Consider the following 16,781-nt stretch of genomic DNA (forward strand, 5'->3'; position numbering starts at 1 on the left):
AGATTAAATTCCGAAACCCCTGTCTGCTAACGCAGACAGGGGTTTTGTCGTTATGGGCTCGCTAAACGCTCAATGGGTCATCAACTGCAAATGCGCTTCCACTTCGAAGGCCAGTTCGTCTTCATGATGTTCGCCCGCCAGACGTCGCATTGCTGACGTAGCTAGACCAAGGGCGATCGTTCGCACAAAGGCGCGGGGCAATTGGCAACTGCCGCACGAATAACCGTCATCACAAAAAGACTGATCAGACGCTCTAACACGCCGTTCGGCGGGTATCTGACAGGAATGCCGACCATTTCGTACAAACGCCTAAGTTTTCTCCGGTTTTTGCCGACAGCCTGATGAGACATGCGTGCACCAAAGTAGAGCGGCCACAGGGCCCTGCCTGCGCTGTTACATGGAATGTTGCAACCCGGAACGCATCCCCACTTTTTGCATAAGAAGTCCCATGAAATGAATCTCAAATTCAGCCATAAAATCCTTCTGGCCGCCTCCGGCGTCGTGGTGCTGGCTTTTGCGTTGTTCACTTTGTACAACGACTATCTGCAGCGAAACACCATCCGCCAAAACCTTGAGTCGAGCGTCCAGCAGGCCGGCGATCTGACCGCTAGCAGCGTGCAGAACTGGATGAGTGGCCGTGTGCTGGTGCTGGAAAACCTCGCGCAAAACGTCGCCCATCAAGGCGCCAATGCCGACCTCCCGGGGCTGGTCAATCAACCAGCCCTGACCTCGAACTTCCAGTTCACCTACGTGGGCCAGGCCAACGGCGTGTTTACTCAGCGCCCGGACGCGAAGATGCCTGACGGTTACGATCCGCGTCAGCGTCCCTGGTACAAACAGGCCGTGGCTGCCGACAAGACCATGCTGACCCCGCCTTACATGGCCGCCGTCGGTGGCCTGGTGGTGACCATCGCCCTGCCGGTGAAAAAGAACGGCGAGTTGCTCGGTGTGGTCGGTGGTGACCTGAGCCTGGAAACCCTGGTAAAGATCATCAATTCGGTGGACTTCGGTGGCATCGGTCACGCATTCCTGGTCAGCGCCGACGGTCAGGTGATCGTCAGCCCGGACAAAGACCAGGTGATGAAAAACCTGAAGGACATCTACCCGAACGCTGGCGTGCGCATCGAGAAGGGCAATCAGGAAGTCACCCTGAACAAGCAGGACCGTATCCTTTCGTTTACGCCGGTCAGTGGTTTGCCGAATGCCGAGTGGTACATCGGTCTGTCGATCGACAAGGAAAAGGCCTACGCCCCACTTAGCCAGTTCCGCACTTCTGCGCTGATCGCGATGTTCATCGCCGTGACGGCCATTGCAGTGCTGCTGAGCCTGCTGATCAACGTGCTGATGCGTCCGCTGACCACCATGAGCCGTGCGATGCAGGACATCGCTCAAGGCGAGGGCGACCTGACCCGACGTCTGGCCGTGGAAAGCAAAGACGAGTTCGGTGAGCTGGGCGGTTCGTTCAACCAGTTCGTGGAGCGAATTCACGCGTCGATTTCCGAAGTGTCGTCGGCAACCCGCCAGGTTCACGACCTGTCGCAACGGGTGATGGCTTCGTCCAACGCCTCGATCGTCGGCTCCGACGAGCAAAGCGCCCGCACCAACAGTGTGGCCGCGGCGATCAACCAATTGGGCGCCGCCACCCAGGAGATCGCCCGTAACGCTGCCGATGCTTCCCAGCATGCCAGCGGCGCGAGCGAGCAGGCCGATGACGGTCGTCAGGTGGTGGAGAAAACCATTCTGGCGATGACTGAGTTGTCGCAGAAAATCAGCCTGTCCTGCACGCAGATCGAAACCCTGAATGCCAGCACCGACAACATCGGGCACATTCTGGATGTGATCAAGGGCATCTCCCAGCAGACCAACTTGCTTGCGCTCAACGCCGCCATTGAAGCGGCCCGTGCCGGTGAAGCCGGTCGTGGTTTTGCGGTGGTGGCGGACGAGGTGCGTAACCTTGCTCACCGTACTCAGGAATCGGCGGAGGAGATCCACAAGATGATCACCTCGCTGCAGATCGGTTCTCGCGAAGCGGTGACCACGATGAACGCCAGTCAGGTCTCCAGCGAACAGAGCGTCGAGGTGGCGAACCAGGCCGGTCTGCGACTGGTCAGCGTGACCCAGCGCATCGGCGAAATCGACGGTATGAACCAGTCGGTGGCCGCGGCGACCGAAGAGCAAACGGCGGTCGTGGAAACCCTCAACGTGGACGTTAACCAGATCAACCTGCTGAACCAGCAGAGCGTGGCCAACCTCAATGAAACATTGAAGGATTGCGATGCGTTGTCCCTGCAGGCGAACCGGTTGAAGCAGTTGGTCGACAGCTTCAAGATCTGACTTCGGTCAGATCTACCGCGTTATCGTTCAATCGCGAGCAAGCTCGCTCCCACATTTGACCGCATTCCATTTGAAGGAACTCGGCCAACCTGTGGGAGCGAGCTTGCTCGCGATAGCGGTGGATTAGTCACCGCTGTGCCAACGCCTTACGCAAACAGCTTCAGCACATTGTTCATCGAATCATCGGCAAAGCCCTGAACGAAATCCTTGAACCCCGGCAATGCCTCGGCACCGCCCTGTACGGGTTCGGCGATGATGGTCCAGGTCGCTCGGGATTTACCCGCGCCCAACGGTTCAACACTCATCGCCGCCCACAAATTGGCCACGCCCAAGGTGTTGTAAATCGTGGTCCAGGTCATGTTCAGCGCCTGGTCATCCCGGGAGTTGAGCTGCTCGACCACAAGATTGCCGTCCTTGAAGAATTTCTTGCGCAGGGACGACACGCCTTCACCGGTCATCTCGATGTGTGACAGCGCCGGAATGAATTGATCGAAGCCGGCAAAGTTGCCGACCACCGCCCAGACCTGCGCGGCATCCGCCGGCACTTCCACCGAAGACACGACGTGGCACCCTTGAGGGTTTTTGATCAGGGTATCGGGTTGTAGAGTTTTCATGGTTTTGCTCCGGTTGAGTGAGTCAGATGAAGTTGATTTCTTTCAGGTAATCGCAGCCGCGCCGCAGCAGCGCCGGGGATTTTTCCGGGTAGTGCGCGCCCATCTGCCGTACGCCTGCCTGGGCGTTGGCGTGGCCGATCATTGAGATGTCGCCGATGTCTTCCTCGAAGCCGTTGAGGTAGAAACCGAGCACGCCGAACAACGCGTTGTCGCTGTCGACGCGGCCTAGTTGCTGCTGCCAGTCGGCGACGCTGACCATGGAAAACTCCCGCCCTGCCTCACGAAATGATGCGACGTAGGCATCCCAGCTCAGAGGCTCGGGGTTGTGCAGGTTGAACACCGCTTTTTCGGGTGAATAACGGCTGGCATGGAAGGCGATGAACCGGGCGAGAAAGTCCACCGGCATCAGGTCGAAATTCAGCGCGAACTCCGGTACCTGGCCGAGCTGGATCGAGCCTTTGAGCATCAGCATCAAGCGATTCTTGTGAGGCTGGCAGACACCCGTGAGGCTGTTGAAACTGATGTTGCCGGGGCGATAAAGATTGACCCGTACGCCGCGTTCGCGAGCGCGTTCGAGGATCCGCTCTCCGACCCATTTGGACAGGTTGTAGCCGTTTTTGATGTAGATCGGCGGGGTTTGCGCGGCGGGCAATTCCAGCACTCGGCCATCGGCGGCAATCGTGCTGGAGGCCGAAAGCGTCGAGACGAAATTGAAGATCTTTTTGCTGCGCCCTTCGCACAACCGAAGGCACTCGAAGATCGGTTCGACGTTGTCCCGCGCCAGCGACTCATAATCGAGTACGTGATTGACGTTGGCGGCGTTGTGCACCAACGCGCCGAACTGCCGATCCAGTCGCTCGTAAACATCCGCTTCGAGCCCCAATGACGGACGCGTAATGTCCGCCGCATAAACCCGTACCCGGCTCAGGTCCAGGTGCTCCAGACGGTTTTCTCGCAACGCATGGGCAAAACGCTCGGCCGCCGATTGCCCACCGCCGTCGCGCACCAGGCAGGCGACTTCGCTGGCGCCCCAGGCAAGCAACGCTTCGACGATGTGCACGCCGACAAAGCTGTTGGCGCCGGTAACGATCACCTTGTGCACGTCGCCCATACGGTTGACTGGCAACGGCTGGATATCCAGTTCGCGGAAGGCATCGGCCAAGGCCTTTTCGCTCAATACTTCTTCGGTGCCGGAGCCGCGCACCAAGGTCGCCAACTTGGCGATGGTCGGCAATTCGATGAAGCGGTTGATCGAGATACTGCGACCGAACTCTTCCCGCAACCGCAAGAGCATGCGCGACAGCAGGATCGAGTGGCCGCCCAGGTTGAAGAAACTTTCGTCGGTGGAAATATCGCTGGCCGGCAGCTCCAGCAGCTCAGCCCAGATCTCCAACAACAACGCCTCATCGGCACTGGCGGGCAAGCGCCGCAGCGTGTTTTCGGAGACATTCACGGGCATCGCCAGCAGCGCCTTGCGGTCGACCTTGCCGTTGCTGGCGAACGGCATGCTCGGCAGTTCGGTCCAGGCGATGGGCTGCATGTAATCCGGCAGAAACTGCATCGAGTGAGCTTTCAGCGCTTCACGAGCAGCGCCGGGTTGGTCCTCCTGAGGCTGCGCGAGGAACGCCAGAATCCGTCGATGGCTGTCGATAACCACTGCCACTTGGCGGTACAACTGACTGTCGCGCAGGCAGCGTTCGATCTCTTCTGGCTCGACCCGAAAGCCGCGAATCTTCACCTGATTGTCTCGCCGCCCGCACAGCTCAATGCCGTCGCGAGTCCACTTCGCCATGTCGCCGGTGCGGTAGGCGCGCAGGCTCTGGCCATTCGGCAGGCTCAGGTTCAGATAGCGTTCGGCGGTCTGCTGCGGGTTGTTCAGATACCCCAGGCACACGCCCGGCCCGACGATGTACAACTCACCAACGGTCTGCTCGGCCACCGGTTGAAAATCCTCATCAAGGATCAGCACCTGACTGTTAGCAATAGGCGCGCCGAGGGTGCGGTTGCTGTCGCCGGTGCGCAGTTGCCGCGCGGTGATCAACACCGTCGCTTCGGTCGGGCCATAGAGGTTGTAAAGGTTGCCCTGACGGGTGAGCTGCTCAATGACGTAGGGTTCGCAGACATCGCCGCCGGTCATCACATGATCGAGGCATTGCAATTGATCCAGCGGCAGGATGCTCAACAACGCTGGTGGCAAAAAGGCGTGACTCAGTTGTTGATGGCGGATCAGCTCGACCAGTTGCAACGGATCGCGGCGCTGATCGTCACCGGGCACGATCAGCTCGGCGCCCTGGAGCAGGGTCGGGAAGATATCGATTAGCGACGAGTCGAAACTCAAAGACGAAAATTGCAGCACCCGACTGTGCTCGCTCAGTTGCACATAGTCGGCGTACCACGCGGTGAAGTGCGCGAGGTTGGCCTGGCTGAGCAACACGCCTTTGGGATGGCCGGTGGTGCCCGAGGTGTAGAGCGCCATGCACGGCGCGTCAGGGGCGGGTCGTTGGCGCATCAAGGGTTGATCGAGATCCACGTCGCCGACGTCGATGCGGCTGATGTCGAGTCCGGGCATTTGCGCCGCGAGTGGATGTTCACCGTCATGCAGCAGCAAGACTGCCCCGGCGTTTTCCAGAATGTACTGCTGACGTTGCAGAGGATGGCTCGGCTCCAGCGGCAGGTACACCGCGCCACTGCCAAGAATCGCGAGAATCCCCGCATACAGCGCGCTGCATTTTGGCAGGCAGATCCCGATCACCAACGGCCCGTGATGCTGAGCGAGCAATGACTGCAAACGCTGCTGGATGGCGCGGCTGTGGGCGTGCAGATGCCGATAGCTCAGGGACGCGCCGGCAATGCTCAGCGCGGGTCGATCGGCACACTGAATGAAGCGCTGCTCAAGGCGCTCGATCATCGGGATTTGACTGAGCGCCAACAGCGCGGGTGCCGCCGTGAGATTGAGTCGATGGAAAAACGCCAGGCTCTCCAAATAGAGCAGGTTTTCCACGTGCTCAAAGCACGCGGGAGCAGCAGGGGCGGCCAGCAGAAAATAGTCTGCATCGCGAGAGAAACGGCTGACCAGCATCGCCACGTGATCGACCAGTTCCGCCGCTGCACGCAGGCGCAGTGCCTGGCCGTTGCCCGAAGGTTCGTCGGTGATCGGCACGCGGGTGAACAGCGTCGAACCGTACGTGCACAGCAGGTCCAGCGGCGGCAGGCCAGAAATCCCAGGCACACCGATACCCAGCTGCAGCGTCAGTCGCGGCACATCGCCGACGTCTGGAACAGGCAGGCTGGCGTCGTCGATCAGCAAATCAGCGTTACCCAACGGCTGCTCGTCGACGGCCGTCAGGCGCACCAGAGAGTGACCGTGTTGTTCAAGTTCCAGCGCCAGGTCGGTCAGGGCCTGGCTGTGTCCAATGAGCAGAATGTCGAGACGTCTCATGATGGGCTCCTCGTTAAACCAGGTAATCGCTGAGGGCGTCTTGCACGCACGGCGAATCGAGCAGCGAACTGCTGCGGAAAAACCGCACGATGTTGGCCACCAGCGGGTGATGGCGATTGATCGGGAAGGCCAGCCCCGACACTTCGCTCTTCAGTGCGTGGCGTGCGCCATCGCTGATCTGCAAGGATTCGATCAGGCGGAAGTCGAACGACTTCTGGATGTCGTTGGTCAGGTAGTGGCCGATGAACACCGGCAGGATGTGCGCGATGCAGCGGCGGTCGTTTTCGCTCGCGGTGTGCCAGTAGATGCGCACCAACCGCGCCCAGAATCCGGAGTGGCGACCTTCGTCGAGCAAGTGGTCGGCCATCAGGCCCTTGATCGATTGCTTGACCGTGTCGTCTTTGGCGAACGCGGCGACATCGCCGGTCACGGTGTTCTCGGCGATGGCCACGCAGATCAATTCCACGGCGCTGCGCAAGTGTTCCGGCGCAAGCGCCACGGCCGCTGGAATGGCTCGGCTGAGTTCGATTTCATCTGGCAGTTCGATGGGTGTGATGCCGGTCATGGCGACGGTCTGTTGCATGAAATCCATCGCCACGAGTGCGTGGTAATCCTCGTCCACCACCACGGTCATGGCGTCGTAGCGGCAAGCAAACGGGAAGGCCACGGCGAAGCGATTCTTGGCGATGCTGCGGGCGGTCTTGTCGACGATTTCGGTTTCGAAAATCACCACGTCGTTGATGAATTTGTAGAGCGTCTGCACCAGCGCAAAGTCGCGTTGCTCCGGGCATTCGCGCAGAAAGGTTTCGCTCAGCACCAACGGTTGGCGGCTCAACGGGTAGATCAGCTTGTCGTCGTTCTCCAGCACGCGCCGGGGGCGGGTGCGGATGGTCGCGCGGCTTTCCCAGGCATCGGCGAAGGATTGGTAGTCGGCGGCGTTCATGCGTTCACCTCTGCAACCGGTTCGCTCATGCTCAGGCGCAGGCCATCCCACAGGGCGATGCGGCTTTCCACGGCAGCGATGGCGCTGGCGTAGACGTCTTCCTCGCGTTGCGGATCGCCATTGACCAGCCGGGCGAGGAGTTTTTCAGCGGCGGGGCCGTGGTCTTCGGAATCGACTTCGATGTGCCGTTCGAGGTAGTAACGGAAGGTTGGCGCCTGTTCGATGCCGATGCCCCAGTCATCGAGAATTCGCTGGAACATCTGCGGGATGACGCTCTCGCGACCATGCAGAAATGCCGCCGCAACGCTGTGCCCCGGCGCATGCAACGCGGTGTGCAACGTGTTGCGCACAAACTGTGCGGCGGCCGGATCGACGTCCACGCTTTGCAGTGCCACGTCGTAACTCACGCCTTCTTTTTGCAGCGCGACGAAGCGTTCGACCACCGCCGTGCTGGCGCCGACTTCGCGCATGGCATCCAGGTACAACTCGAAATGGCTGTAGTGCCCCTGGGCTGGGCGATCATCGGACTCCTCACCCAGCACGATTTCATTGATCAGCCGAGCCGCTTGCGGGTCTCTTGGCGGCAACCAGGGCAGTTGCACGCAGGTGAGCTCCTGTTGAAGACGTTTGGTCAGCGACATGAAATCCCACACCGCAAAGACATGGGTTTCCATGAAACGTTGAAGCACCGACAGCGAATGAATTTCGGAGAAGATCGGATGCGCACTAAGTTCTGCTTTCTTCTGGTTGAGGCGGTCTTTATTCGTTTTCATGAGTGAACCTATAAGTGATCTGAGATGTTGTTATGGGTGCTGTGATCAATAAGTGACTGTCGGTTTAAGTTTTCTGTTGGCGAGCGAATGCCTCAAACTAATTGATGTATGGGCATTAAAATTAAGTTGCCGGGTAATGGCTTGCAGCCTCTATTCAAGGGCGGCGGAGAAAAACTAATACACGAATAAAGTGTCGGGCAAGTTATTTTTTAATTAATTGAAAGTTTATATTTATTCGGCGCGAGAAGTTCCAATAAGACTTTTTGTTTAAGTTTTATTTAGGCGTAGTTGCTCCTTCCGACTGATAATCGTCAGAATTTATATAAAGAGTGAATGCCTCACTCGAAGCAACTTTCTAACTGAGTCGTTGAAGTGGTTAGAGGGGGCGGAAGTTGACTGGGATCAACGTCGGTTCTTCCTTTCCCGTGGCAAGACTCCTTCCGTAGGTGCTTGGTGCGGGGACTGCACCGCTCGTGCGGTGCGTCGCCCGTTCATTGTTTGTTGGCAGCCCAAGAGTGAGCGTAAATCACGACAGCCGCTATCACCGGCGCGTCATCGACTCGGAGTCATTGTTGGTCTTGAGAGGGGTAAATCGAGGGCAGGGCTTTGGAGAGGGGCGTAGCGCAGCGCGGCAAGTGAGAACGAGCAGTTCGATCTGCTCGCTCAGGTTTGCCGGCGCGGTTTACTTGGAGGTTTTCTTGTTCAGCGCTTCGGGGCTGTTGAGGTAGCGTGTGATGACCTCGACGCCCCGGTTGAGGTGTTGTTCGAGCAACTTCACTGCGCGCTCGACGTCCCGGTCTTCGACGGCCAGCAAGAGCGCCCGGTGGTCTTCCTGGGACAGTTTGCCCAGGCCCATGGCTTCCAGGTTGAAGCGCAGGAAGCGCTCCTCTTCGTTCAGTCCGTCTTCCACCAGCCTCAAGAGCCGTTGGTTCGGCGCCTTGCAGTACAGCGCCATGTGGAAGAGCCGATTGAGCCGGCCGATTTCGGTGTAGTTGTTTTGCGTTTCCAGATCGTCGATATGACGGGCGGCCTGCTCGAAATCCTCCTTATCGAGCAACGGGATCGACAGGCGCAGGGCTTCGGATTCCAGCAGGATCCGCAGTGCGTAGGTTTCCACGGCATCGCCCTGAACCAGCGGCGCGACGACCGCGCCTTTATGGGCGATGACGTTGAGCAGCGCCTGAGCTTCGAGCTGGCGCAAGGCTTCGCGCACCGGCATGCGGCTGACACCGAAAAGATCGGCCAAATCTTGCTGACGCAGGGCGGTGCCGCAGGGAATGCGACCGTCGAGAATGGCTGAACGCAGGGTTTCTTCGATCACCGAGCGTGCCAAGTGAGCGGGAATTGGCCCGTTGACCTTGATGCTGTTCAGAGGATTGGGCTTCTGTGTCACAACTACGCACCCTGTTTGACTGAAATGAATTTGGATCCAAGGGGACACTAGTGACTGCCTGACAGGTTGTCAAACGGACACAAGCGCGCAGCCTGACGTGGCCCCAATGTTTTTAATGACACCTGCCATACAAAGTTTAGCGCGCCAGCGGTGATCTCACCGTGCCATTGTCTTTTACCGGGCTAACCTGCACCATCGACCGATTTCCACCTGCCTGATCTGGATGCCTCGCATTGGCGGTACGTTTCGCGATCCCTCGGACTTTGCGCTGGCTGTGCTGCGCGTTGCTGCTGGCCGGCGTTATGCTGGGCGGGCTGCATGCCGATTGGGATTTTTCGTTGATCAGCCGTCGCGCGCAGGCATTGTACGGGCCATTGGGCGAAGGACAGCCACGCATTGATGCCTGGCAGCACTTATTGGTCACGCAAAAACAAGTTGGCGAGCTCGAACAGCTTAAAGTGGTCAACCAGTTCTTCAACAAGCAGATGCGTTACGAGGAAGACATCGACCTGTGGCACGAGGTCGATTATTGGGAAACACCCATCGAGGCCCTTTGGAAGGGCGCAGGCGATTGCGAAGATTACGCGATCGCCAAGTATTTCAGCCTGCGTCATCTCGGCGTGGCCAGTGACAAGCTACGCATCACTTACGTCAAGGCCTTGCGCCTGAATCGGGCGCACATGGTGTTGACCTACTACTCAAGCCCCGAGGCCATGCCGCTGGTACTCGACAGCCTGATCGATGCGATCAAACCGGCCAGCCAACGAACCGATTTGCTGCCGGTGTACTCTTTTAATGCCGAAGGGTTGTGGTTGCCGGGCGCCAAGGGCAACAAGAAAGTCGGTGACACCAAACGCCTGTCTCGTTGGCAGGATGTGTTGAAGAAAATGCAGGCCGAAGGTTTCCCGGTCGAGACGACTAACTAGGAGCACGCGCTCAGATGTCCTTGTTCAAACAGCTGTTGATCGCTATCTGTCTGTTCCTGGTGATCGCCTTCACCGGTAGCTTCGTGGTCAGCCTGGAAAGCTCGCGCACCCAATACGTCAACCAGTTGCGCTCCCACGCCCAGGACGCCGCGACCGCATTGGCACTGTCCCTGACGCCGAATATCGATGACCCGGCGATGGTTGAGTTGCTGGTCAGCTCGATTTTCGACAGCGGTTATTACGCGAGCATCCGCGTGGTCGACCTCCAGACCGATCAGACCATCGTCGAGCGTAGCGGCATTCCAGCGGTGAATAATGTGCCGGACTGGTTCGTCAAAATGATCGGGCTGGAAGCGGCCGGTGGTGATGCCCTCGTCAGCCGTGGCTGGGAGCAGGCGGCGCGGGTCGAGGTGGTCAGCCATCCGATGTTCGCGTTGGCCAAACTCTGGCAGAGCGCGCTGGGCAGTCTTGGCTGGTTGCTGATCTGCGGTGCGGTGAGCGCGGTGCTGGGTGCACTGTTGTTGCGCCGGCAACTGAAGCCGCTGGATTACATGGTCAAGCAATCCCACGCCATCGCTCGCCGCGAATTCCTCAGCCTGCCGCAACTGCCGCGCACGCCGGAACTGCGGCGAGTCGTGCAGGCCATGAACCAGATGGTCGAGAAGCTTAAAGCGCTGTTCCAGGAACAGGCCGAGCGCAGTGAAAAGCTGCGGGCCGAGTCCTATCAGGACAACCTGACGGGGCTGGCCAACCGTCGTTATTTCGAAATGCAATTGAACGCCCGAGTGAGCAATCCGGAGCAGGCGAGTTCCGGCTATCTGCTGCTATTGCGGGTCAGGGACCTGGCCGGGTTGAACCAGCGGTTGGGCGGTCAACGCACTGACCAGTTGTTGAAAGCGGTGGGCGAGCAGTTGTCCCGGGAGTGCGCCAAATACCCGGAAACCCTGAACCTCGTGACGCGGATTCGCGGCGGCGAGTTCGCCGTGCTGGCGCCGGGGCTGGTGCGCGAAGAAGCGCTGCAACTGGCGCAGAACCTCGACAGTGCCTTGGCGAGCCTGCACGCGACAGGCGCCACCGACGTGGCCTCGGTGGCCTCGATCGGGCTGGCGCCGTTTGTTTATGGCGACTCCCCGCAAGCGGTACTCGGGCTGGGCGATCAGGCGTTGGCTCAGGCGGAAGGCCAGGGTGATTCGAGCTGGGTTTGCCTGGATCACAGCGCGTCGGCCAGCGTCGGCGACGACCATCATGCCTGGCACAACTTACTGGAACAGGCGTTGAGCCAGCAGCGTTTCGAGCTGTATTTCCAACCGGTGGTGGCCGCCCAGGACACGCAGTTGGTGCTGCACTACAAGGTGCTGTCGCGTCTGATCGACGACGAGGGTCAGACCATTCCCGCCGGGCGCTTCCTGCCGTGGCTCGAGCGCTTTGGCTGGACCGCGCGGCTTGATCGACTGATGTTGGAGCTGGTACTTGAGCAGATGGCCGACCATGAAGAGTCGCTGGCGCTGAACCTGTCTTCAGCGACGCTGGCCGATCCGCAGGCATTGAATAAAGTCTTCGAAATCCTGCGTCAGCATTCGGATCTGGGGGCGAGATTGACCCTGGAAATCGGCGAGGAGCAGCTGCCGGAGCAAGCCATGCTGGAAGAGCTGACGCGACGTCTGCACGAACTCGGGTTCTCCCTGAGCCTGCAACGCTTTGGCGGGCGCTTCAGCATGATCGGCAACCTGGCGCGGCTTGGGTTGGCGTATCTGAAGATCGACGGCAGTTACATCCGGGCGATTGATCAGGAGAGCGACAAGCGCCTGTTCATCGAGGCGATCCAGCGGGCGGCGCACAGCATCGATTTGCCGTTGATTGCCGAGCGGGTCGAGACGGAAGGGGAGTTGATGGTGATTCGTGAGATGGGGTTGTATGGGGTTCAGGGGCAATTGTTTGGTGAGCCGAAGCCTTGGCAGTAATGCGTCGTCGGTGATGCCGCCATCGCGAGCAAGCTCGCTCCCACAGGGGATTTGGTTGTACGCACAATTGCGGTACGACGCATAACCAATGTGGGAGCGAGCTTGCTCGCGATAGCGTCAGCGCAGGCAACGAAGAAGGTGGACCTTAGATCAACCCCGTCTCATTATCATCGATCAATTGACTCAACCCGCCCAGCGCCTCACGGGCCTGGGTCCGGTCCATCAGCTTGGCTTGTGCGGCCGGCGGCAGGTCGGTGACGCGGATCACGCCTTTGCTGGTCAGCACCTGGATCAAGTCGTCGAGTACCCGGATCATTTCCAGGTCGCTCTGCTTGAGCTGTTTGAGGCTGGTTTCCACTACTTCATTGGCATACCAGGCCTGGATTTCATGGTGGTCGGCCGGCAGTGTTTCCGTGGCCTCGGCGTAGGCTGCGGCTTCCACGCGCACTAACTGACCTTGCGCATCGCGTTGCACGTAGAACATTGAACATCCCTCGGAAATGGACCAGCGTCATGCTGTCAGCAGCATAGGCCAACTGGACGCGAGTATGCGGTGCGGCGACGAAATCGTCACCGGGGTGATGGACGCAAACGTGACGGCCGCCCCATAAAGGCGGCCGTTTTTCGTTGGATCAGCTGTTGTTGTGATCGATTTTGATGGTCGGGTCACTGCCGGCAATCAACGAGTGAATGTTGGCGCTGGACCAGTTGTTGCCTTCCAGCTTGATCGTCACATCCGGTGCTGCCGCTGCGGCGTCGGCGCCGTTGAACTTGCCGGCGGAGCTGACTTGCAGGGACGAAACGCCATCCACGGTGGTGATCTTCAGGAAGTTGTCGATGGTGCTGCCGGTTTCGCCCTGCAGCAGATCGCGCAAGTCGATGCGATCACCCTCGCTGGCCTTGAAGTCCTTGATCACATCGCTGCCAGTGTCGCCGGCCTTCCAGACGAAGGTGTCCGCACCTGAGCCGCCGATCAGAATATCGTTGCCCTGGCCGCCCATCAGCGAATCGTTACCGCTGCCACCGAGCAGGATGTCATTGCCCTTGCCGGCGTCGAGGAGGTCGTTGCCACCCTGGCCGAAGAGAATGTCATTGCCGGCACCGCCCAGCAGCGAGTCATTGCCGTCATGCGCCCCGGACACATCGAACACGGTGTAGTGCTCGGTGATGAACTGGTGCACGTTGCTGGTAGTGACTTTGCTGACGTCCACGCCGGTCTCTTTAGCGACGAATGCCTGTATCGCCTGATAACCCTCACCAGCAACGCCGTTGAAGCTCACCAGGTCACCGAACAGGATGTCGTTGCCGTCACCGCCATTGACCGTGTCGGCGCCTGGCATCGTCGCTTCGGTGTGACCGATGACCGAGTTGGCCAAGTTACTCGGATCAATGTTGGTTTGCGGCGTATGGTCCGAGTCGTAGGGTCTCAGGTCGGCAAGGGTGACGCCCTTGTTCAGACCAATGGCTTCAACGTTGGACACATTGCTCAGCAGCGCGAAGCTGGAGGTGGAGTTGTCGACGATGGTCTGTGTACTGCCGCTGTCCGTCTGGGACAACTCGTAAGTACCATCGCCCTGCGCGTGAACGCTACCCACGTCACTGGCTTTCCAGTTCTTGGAGCCGTTTAAGGTGTACAGCGTCGCATTCCCGTCACTGTCGATGGTCAGTTTGTGAGTACTGTCGATTGTCGTGGAGAAGGTATCTCCCGGCTTGTAATTGCGGGTATTCACCACGTCATCGAGCTTCACGTTGCCGTACAGCGTCGGGTTGGTCTGTTCGCCACTCTGGTAGTAGTTCGGCTGGCCGTCGGTGATGAAGTATGTGAGGTTCTTCGCCCCGGTGTTGGCCACGGCGTCAGCGCTCTGGAACCAATTGGCCGTGGTTTTGAATACATCTTCGTAGTTGGTCACACCGCCGGACGACATCGAGTCCAGTACCGATTTGAGCGCGGTCAGGGCGTTCGGATCGTTCAGGTTGACCGATACCGACTTGTTGACCTGGGTATCGAAGTCCACCAGGAAGATGTTCACGGTGCCCGAGTTGCCGCCCATGCTCTGCTTGAGGGTGTTGAATACCGAGGTCAGCGAGTCCTTGGCTGAGTTGATCGACGACGCGCTCATGCTGCCCGAGCTATCGACCATGAACGCAATGTTGTAGTTGGTGCCCGGCACCACGGTCAGCCCGCCGATGTCGGCGACCATGATGTCGTTGCCGTCGGTGCCGGTGATGGTGTCGTCCGCCGCCGTGGCGGTGGCGGCGTTGTAGACCGCCGGGTAAACCGTGACGGGGATCGTCGCGGTGCTTTGCGCCGAACCGCCCAGCGATTCGGTGGAGGTCGAGGTCACGGTCAGGTTGAACTGGCCGTTGTAGTACGGCGGCGGAGTGACGGTCAGGGATCCGAGGTTCCAACCGGTGACGTTGGCTTCGCCGGACGTCGCGCTGGCGGTGAAGGTGTGGCCGGCGCCATCGGTCAGTACCGAGCCTGCCGGAATTCCGCTGATTTTCACGCTCAGGCTTTCGGAGCCGTCGATGTCAGTCAGGGCCGTCTTGATCGCGGACAGATGAACGCTGGTCCCTTCCGCGGCTTCATTGAGTTTATAGCCTTCGTAGTAGCCTTCGCCGCTGGTGCCGTGCAAATCGGACACTGTCACGCCGGAAGCGGCAAGGTCCGCCACGCCGGTGTACAGCGGCACGCCGGCGCTGCTCAGGTCGACTGGGGCACTGCCGTTGACCGACAGGTTGACGTCATAGTTGCCCGGGCCGCTCTGGTTGTGGTGGTAGATGTCCAGGGTGTAGTAGCCGCTGGTGGTCGGGGTGAACGAACCGTTCAGTGAACCGCCCGCGCCCCACGTCGTGGCCGCCACGTTTTTACCGCCGATGGTCACCAACAGACTGTCATCACCGGTGCCGCTGAAGGTGTAAGTCTTGCCCGCTTCGAGGTAGATCAGCCCGGAGGTTTTCGACGCCGTGCCCGCCGCGACGCTGCCGTCGGACTGCACGTTGGTCACCGTGCCGCTGGAGTTCGGTTTGCCCGCGCCGTCGATGACACTTTTCAGGGTGCCGGTGGCTGCGCCGCTACCATCGGTGCCAAGCGGCAGGCCGGTCCAGACTTCTTTGATCAGCCCGGTTGATTTGACGCTGTTGTCGGCAACACTCAGGGACGGGGCGTCGGCCACGGGTGTGATGTCGATTTTGATCGTGCCGGTGTTGCCCAGCAGCGAGCCGTCGGTTGGCTGGAATTGGATTTGTGCGTAGTCGGCCTTGATGTTGCCCAGGCCGGGGTTGTAACCGTCGCTGCCGGACTCGTTGGCATCCGGCAGGAAGCGCAACTTGCCAGCGTCGATGTCAGCCTTGGTGAACGTCTGGTTGCTCGCTACATCGGTCCAGGTCTTGCCGTCAGTGGCCAGGAACTGCAATTTGCCTTCGCCTGGCAGCTGGGTGATTTTCACGCCCAGGTTAGCGGCGGCGCTGTCGACATCACTGACGCCGAAAGTCGACCAGCCGAGGATCAGCGGCGTGTCTTCGGTGCCGGTGACGTTAACCGGTGCGGCGGTCGGTGCATCGTTCACGCCGACTACGTTGACGGTGGTGGTCGCGGTGTTGGAGTAGTTGCTGCCATCGGTCACCGTCACGGTGATGATCCGCGGGACGCTGCTCGGATCCTCACTGCTGTTGGTGAAGCTGATGTTCTTGATCTGTTGCATGTAGTCGGCCAGCGTCGCGTTGCCGGACAGCGTCAGTGTGACCGAGCCATCCTTGCTGTTGGCATTGATGGTGATGCCGTTGACGCTGTTACCCAGGTTCAGTGCGTCACCCGGCTGACGGTTGGTCAGCACGATGGTCGCGCCGGTCAGCAGGGTGCTGTCCGGGTCGGTGATTTTCAGATCGGTGTCGCCGATCGATACACCCTGGCCGGTGGTGCCTTCGGTGAAGGTCACGTTGTAGTTGGCACCCGTGGCGCCGCTGGAGTTGTTGGCGTCGAGGTCGAGGGCCGGTGGCGCATCGTTGTCGATGATCGTGGTGCTGACGCTGCCGTTGGAAGCGCTGATCGCCAGGTTCTCGAAGTTGCCACCGGTGGCCGAGTCAATCTTGACCACGAAGTTTTCAGTGCCTTCGGTGATCCTGTCGTCCAGGGTCGCAATGTTGAAGCTCGCGCTGCTACCGCCCGCCGGGATCTTCACGTTGTACACACCGGTGAAATCCGAACCGTCGGCGGCGGTGCCGCTGTAGGTGATTTTCACGGTGACGTCGGTCTGCGCCGGGTTAGTCAGGCTGACGGTGTAGCTGGCGGCCTGGCCTTCGGTTACCGAGGTGCTGCCGGTGATGCTGACGGTGGTGGCGTCGTTGACGTCAGTGACCGAGGTGGTGACCGGGGTTTTCACCGGGGCGATGACTTCG

At 59.7% G+C, this 16,781-nt stretch carries 10 protein-coding genes; 3 read left to right on the forward strand and 7 right to left on the reverse strand.

Annotated elements, in window-relative coordinates; translation table 11 throughout:
* Positions 1-453 precede the first annotated feature (453 nt).
* Positions 454-2,334 (forward strand): methyl-accepting chemotaxis protein, encoded by a 1,881-nt coding sequence (locus tag VD17_RS26115; protein ID WP_033056167.1) that lies wholly within the window; start codon positions 454-456, stop codon positions 2,332-2,334.
* A gap of 146 nt (positions 2,335-2,480) precedes the next feature.
* On the opposite strand, the gene VD17_RS26120 is transcribed toward VD17_RS26115, so the two are convergent.
* The 5 genes from VD17_RS26120 to VD17_RS26140 form a co-directional block, all read right to left on the reverse strand.
* Entirely contained in the window at positions 2,481-2,948 is a 468-nt protein-coding gene (locus VD17_RS26120; RefSeq protein ID WP_046056354.1) for an SRPBCC family protein, read from the reverse strand.
* 22 nt (positions 2,949-2,970) lie between these two features.
* On the reverse strand, positions 2,971-6,387 hold the full coding sequence (locus tag VD17_RS26125; RefSeq protein WP_046056355.1) for a non-ribosomal peptide synthetase: 3,417 nt from the start codon (positions 6,385-6,387) through the stop codon (positions 2,971-2,973).
* Positions 6,388-6,400: 13 nt separating this feature from the next.
* Entirely contained in the window at positions 6,401-7,330 is a 930-nt protein-coding gene (locus VD17_RS26130; protein ID WP_046056356.1) for a diiron oxygenase, read from the reverse strand.
* Positions 7,327-8,103, reverse strand: a complete 777-nt coding sequence (locus tag VD17_RS26135) for a DUF3050 domain-containing protein (RefSeq protein ID WP_033056172.1) — start codon at positions 8,101-8,103, stop codon at positions 7,327-7,329. The genes VD17_RS26130 and VD17_RS26135 overlap by 4 nt, the downstream gene beginning before the upstream one ends.
* Before the next feature lie 682 nt (positions 8,104-8,785).
* A complete protein-coding gene (locus tag VD17_RS26140) occupies positions 8,786-9,496 on the reverse strand; it encodes a GntR family transcriptional regulator (RefSeq protein WP_046056357.1) in 711 nt (236 codons plus the stop codon).
* A gap of 233 nt (positions 9,497-9,729) precedes the next feature.
* On the opposite strand from VD17_RS26140, the gene lapG reads away from it, so the two are divergent.
* Complete coding sequence (lapG, locus tag VD17_RS26145; protein WP_033056174.1) at positions 9,730-10,422, forward strand: cysteine protease LapG; 693 nt, start codon at positions 9,730-9,732, stop codon at positions 10,420-10,422.
* A 14-nt stretch (positions 10,423-10,436) separates the two neighbouring features.
* A complete protein-coding gene (gene lapD, locus VD17_RS26150) occupies positions 10,437-12,383 on the forward strand; it encodes a cyclic di-GMP receptor LapD (RefSeq protein ID WP_046056358.1) in 1,947 nt (648 codons plus the stop codon).
* 145 nt (positions 12,384-12,528) lie between these two features.
* Here the strand turns inward: lapD and VD17_RS26155 are convergent, their stop codons facing one another.
* Positions 12,529-12,867, reverse strand: a complete 339-nt coding sequence (locus tag VD17_RS26155) for a hypothetical protein (protein ID WP_046056359.1) — start codon at positions 12,865-12,867, stop codon at positions 12,529-12,531.
* Between the two features lie 148 nt (positions 12,868-13,015).
* Positions 13,016-16,781, reverse strand: a 3,766-nt coding sequence (locus tag VD17_RS26160; RefSeq protein ID WP_259674596.1) for a beta strand repeat-containing protein, incomplete at its 5' end; no start/stop codon positions are given.

The sequence above is a fragment of the Pseudomonas fluorescens genome, assembly GCF_000968015.1.
Lineage (GTDB): Bacteria > Pseudomonadota > Gammaproteobacteria > Pseudomonadales > Pseudomonadaceae > Aquipseudomonas > Aquipseudomonas fluorescens_W.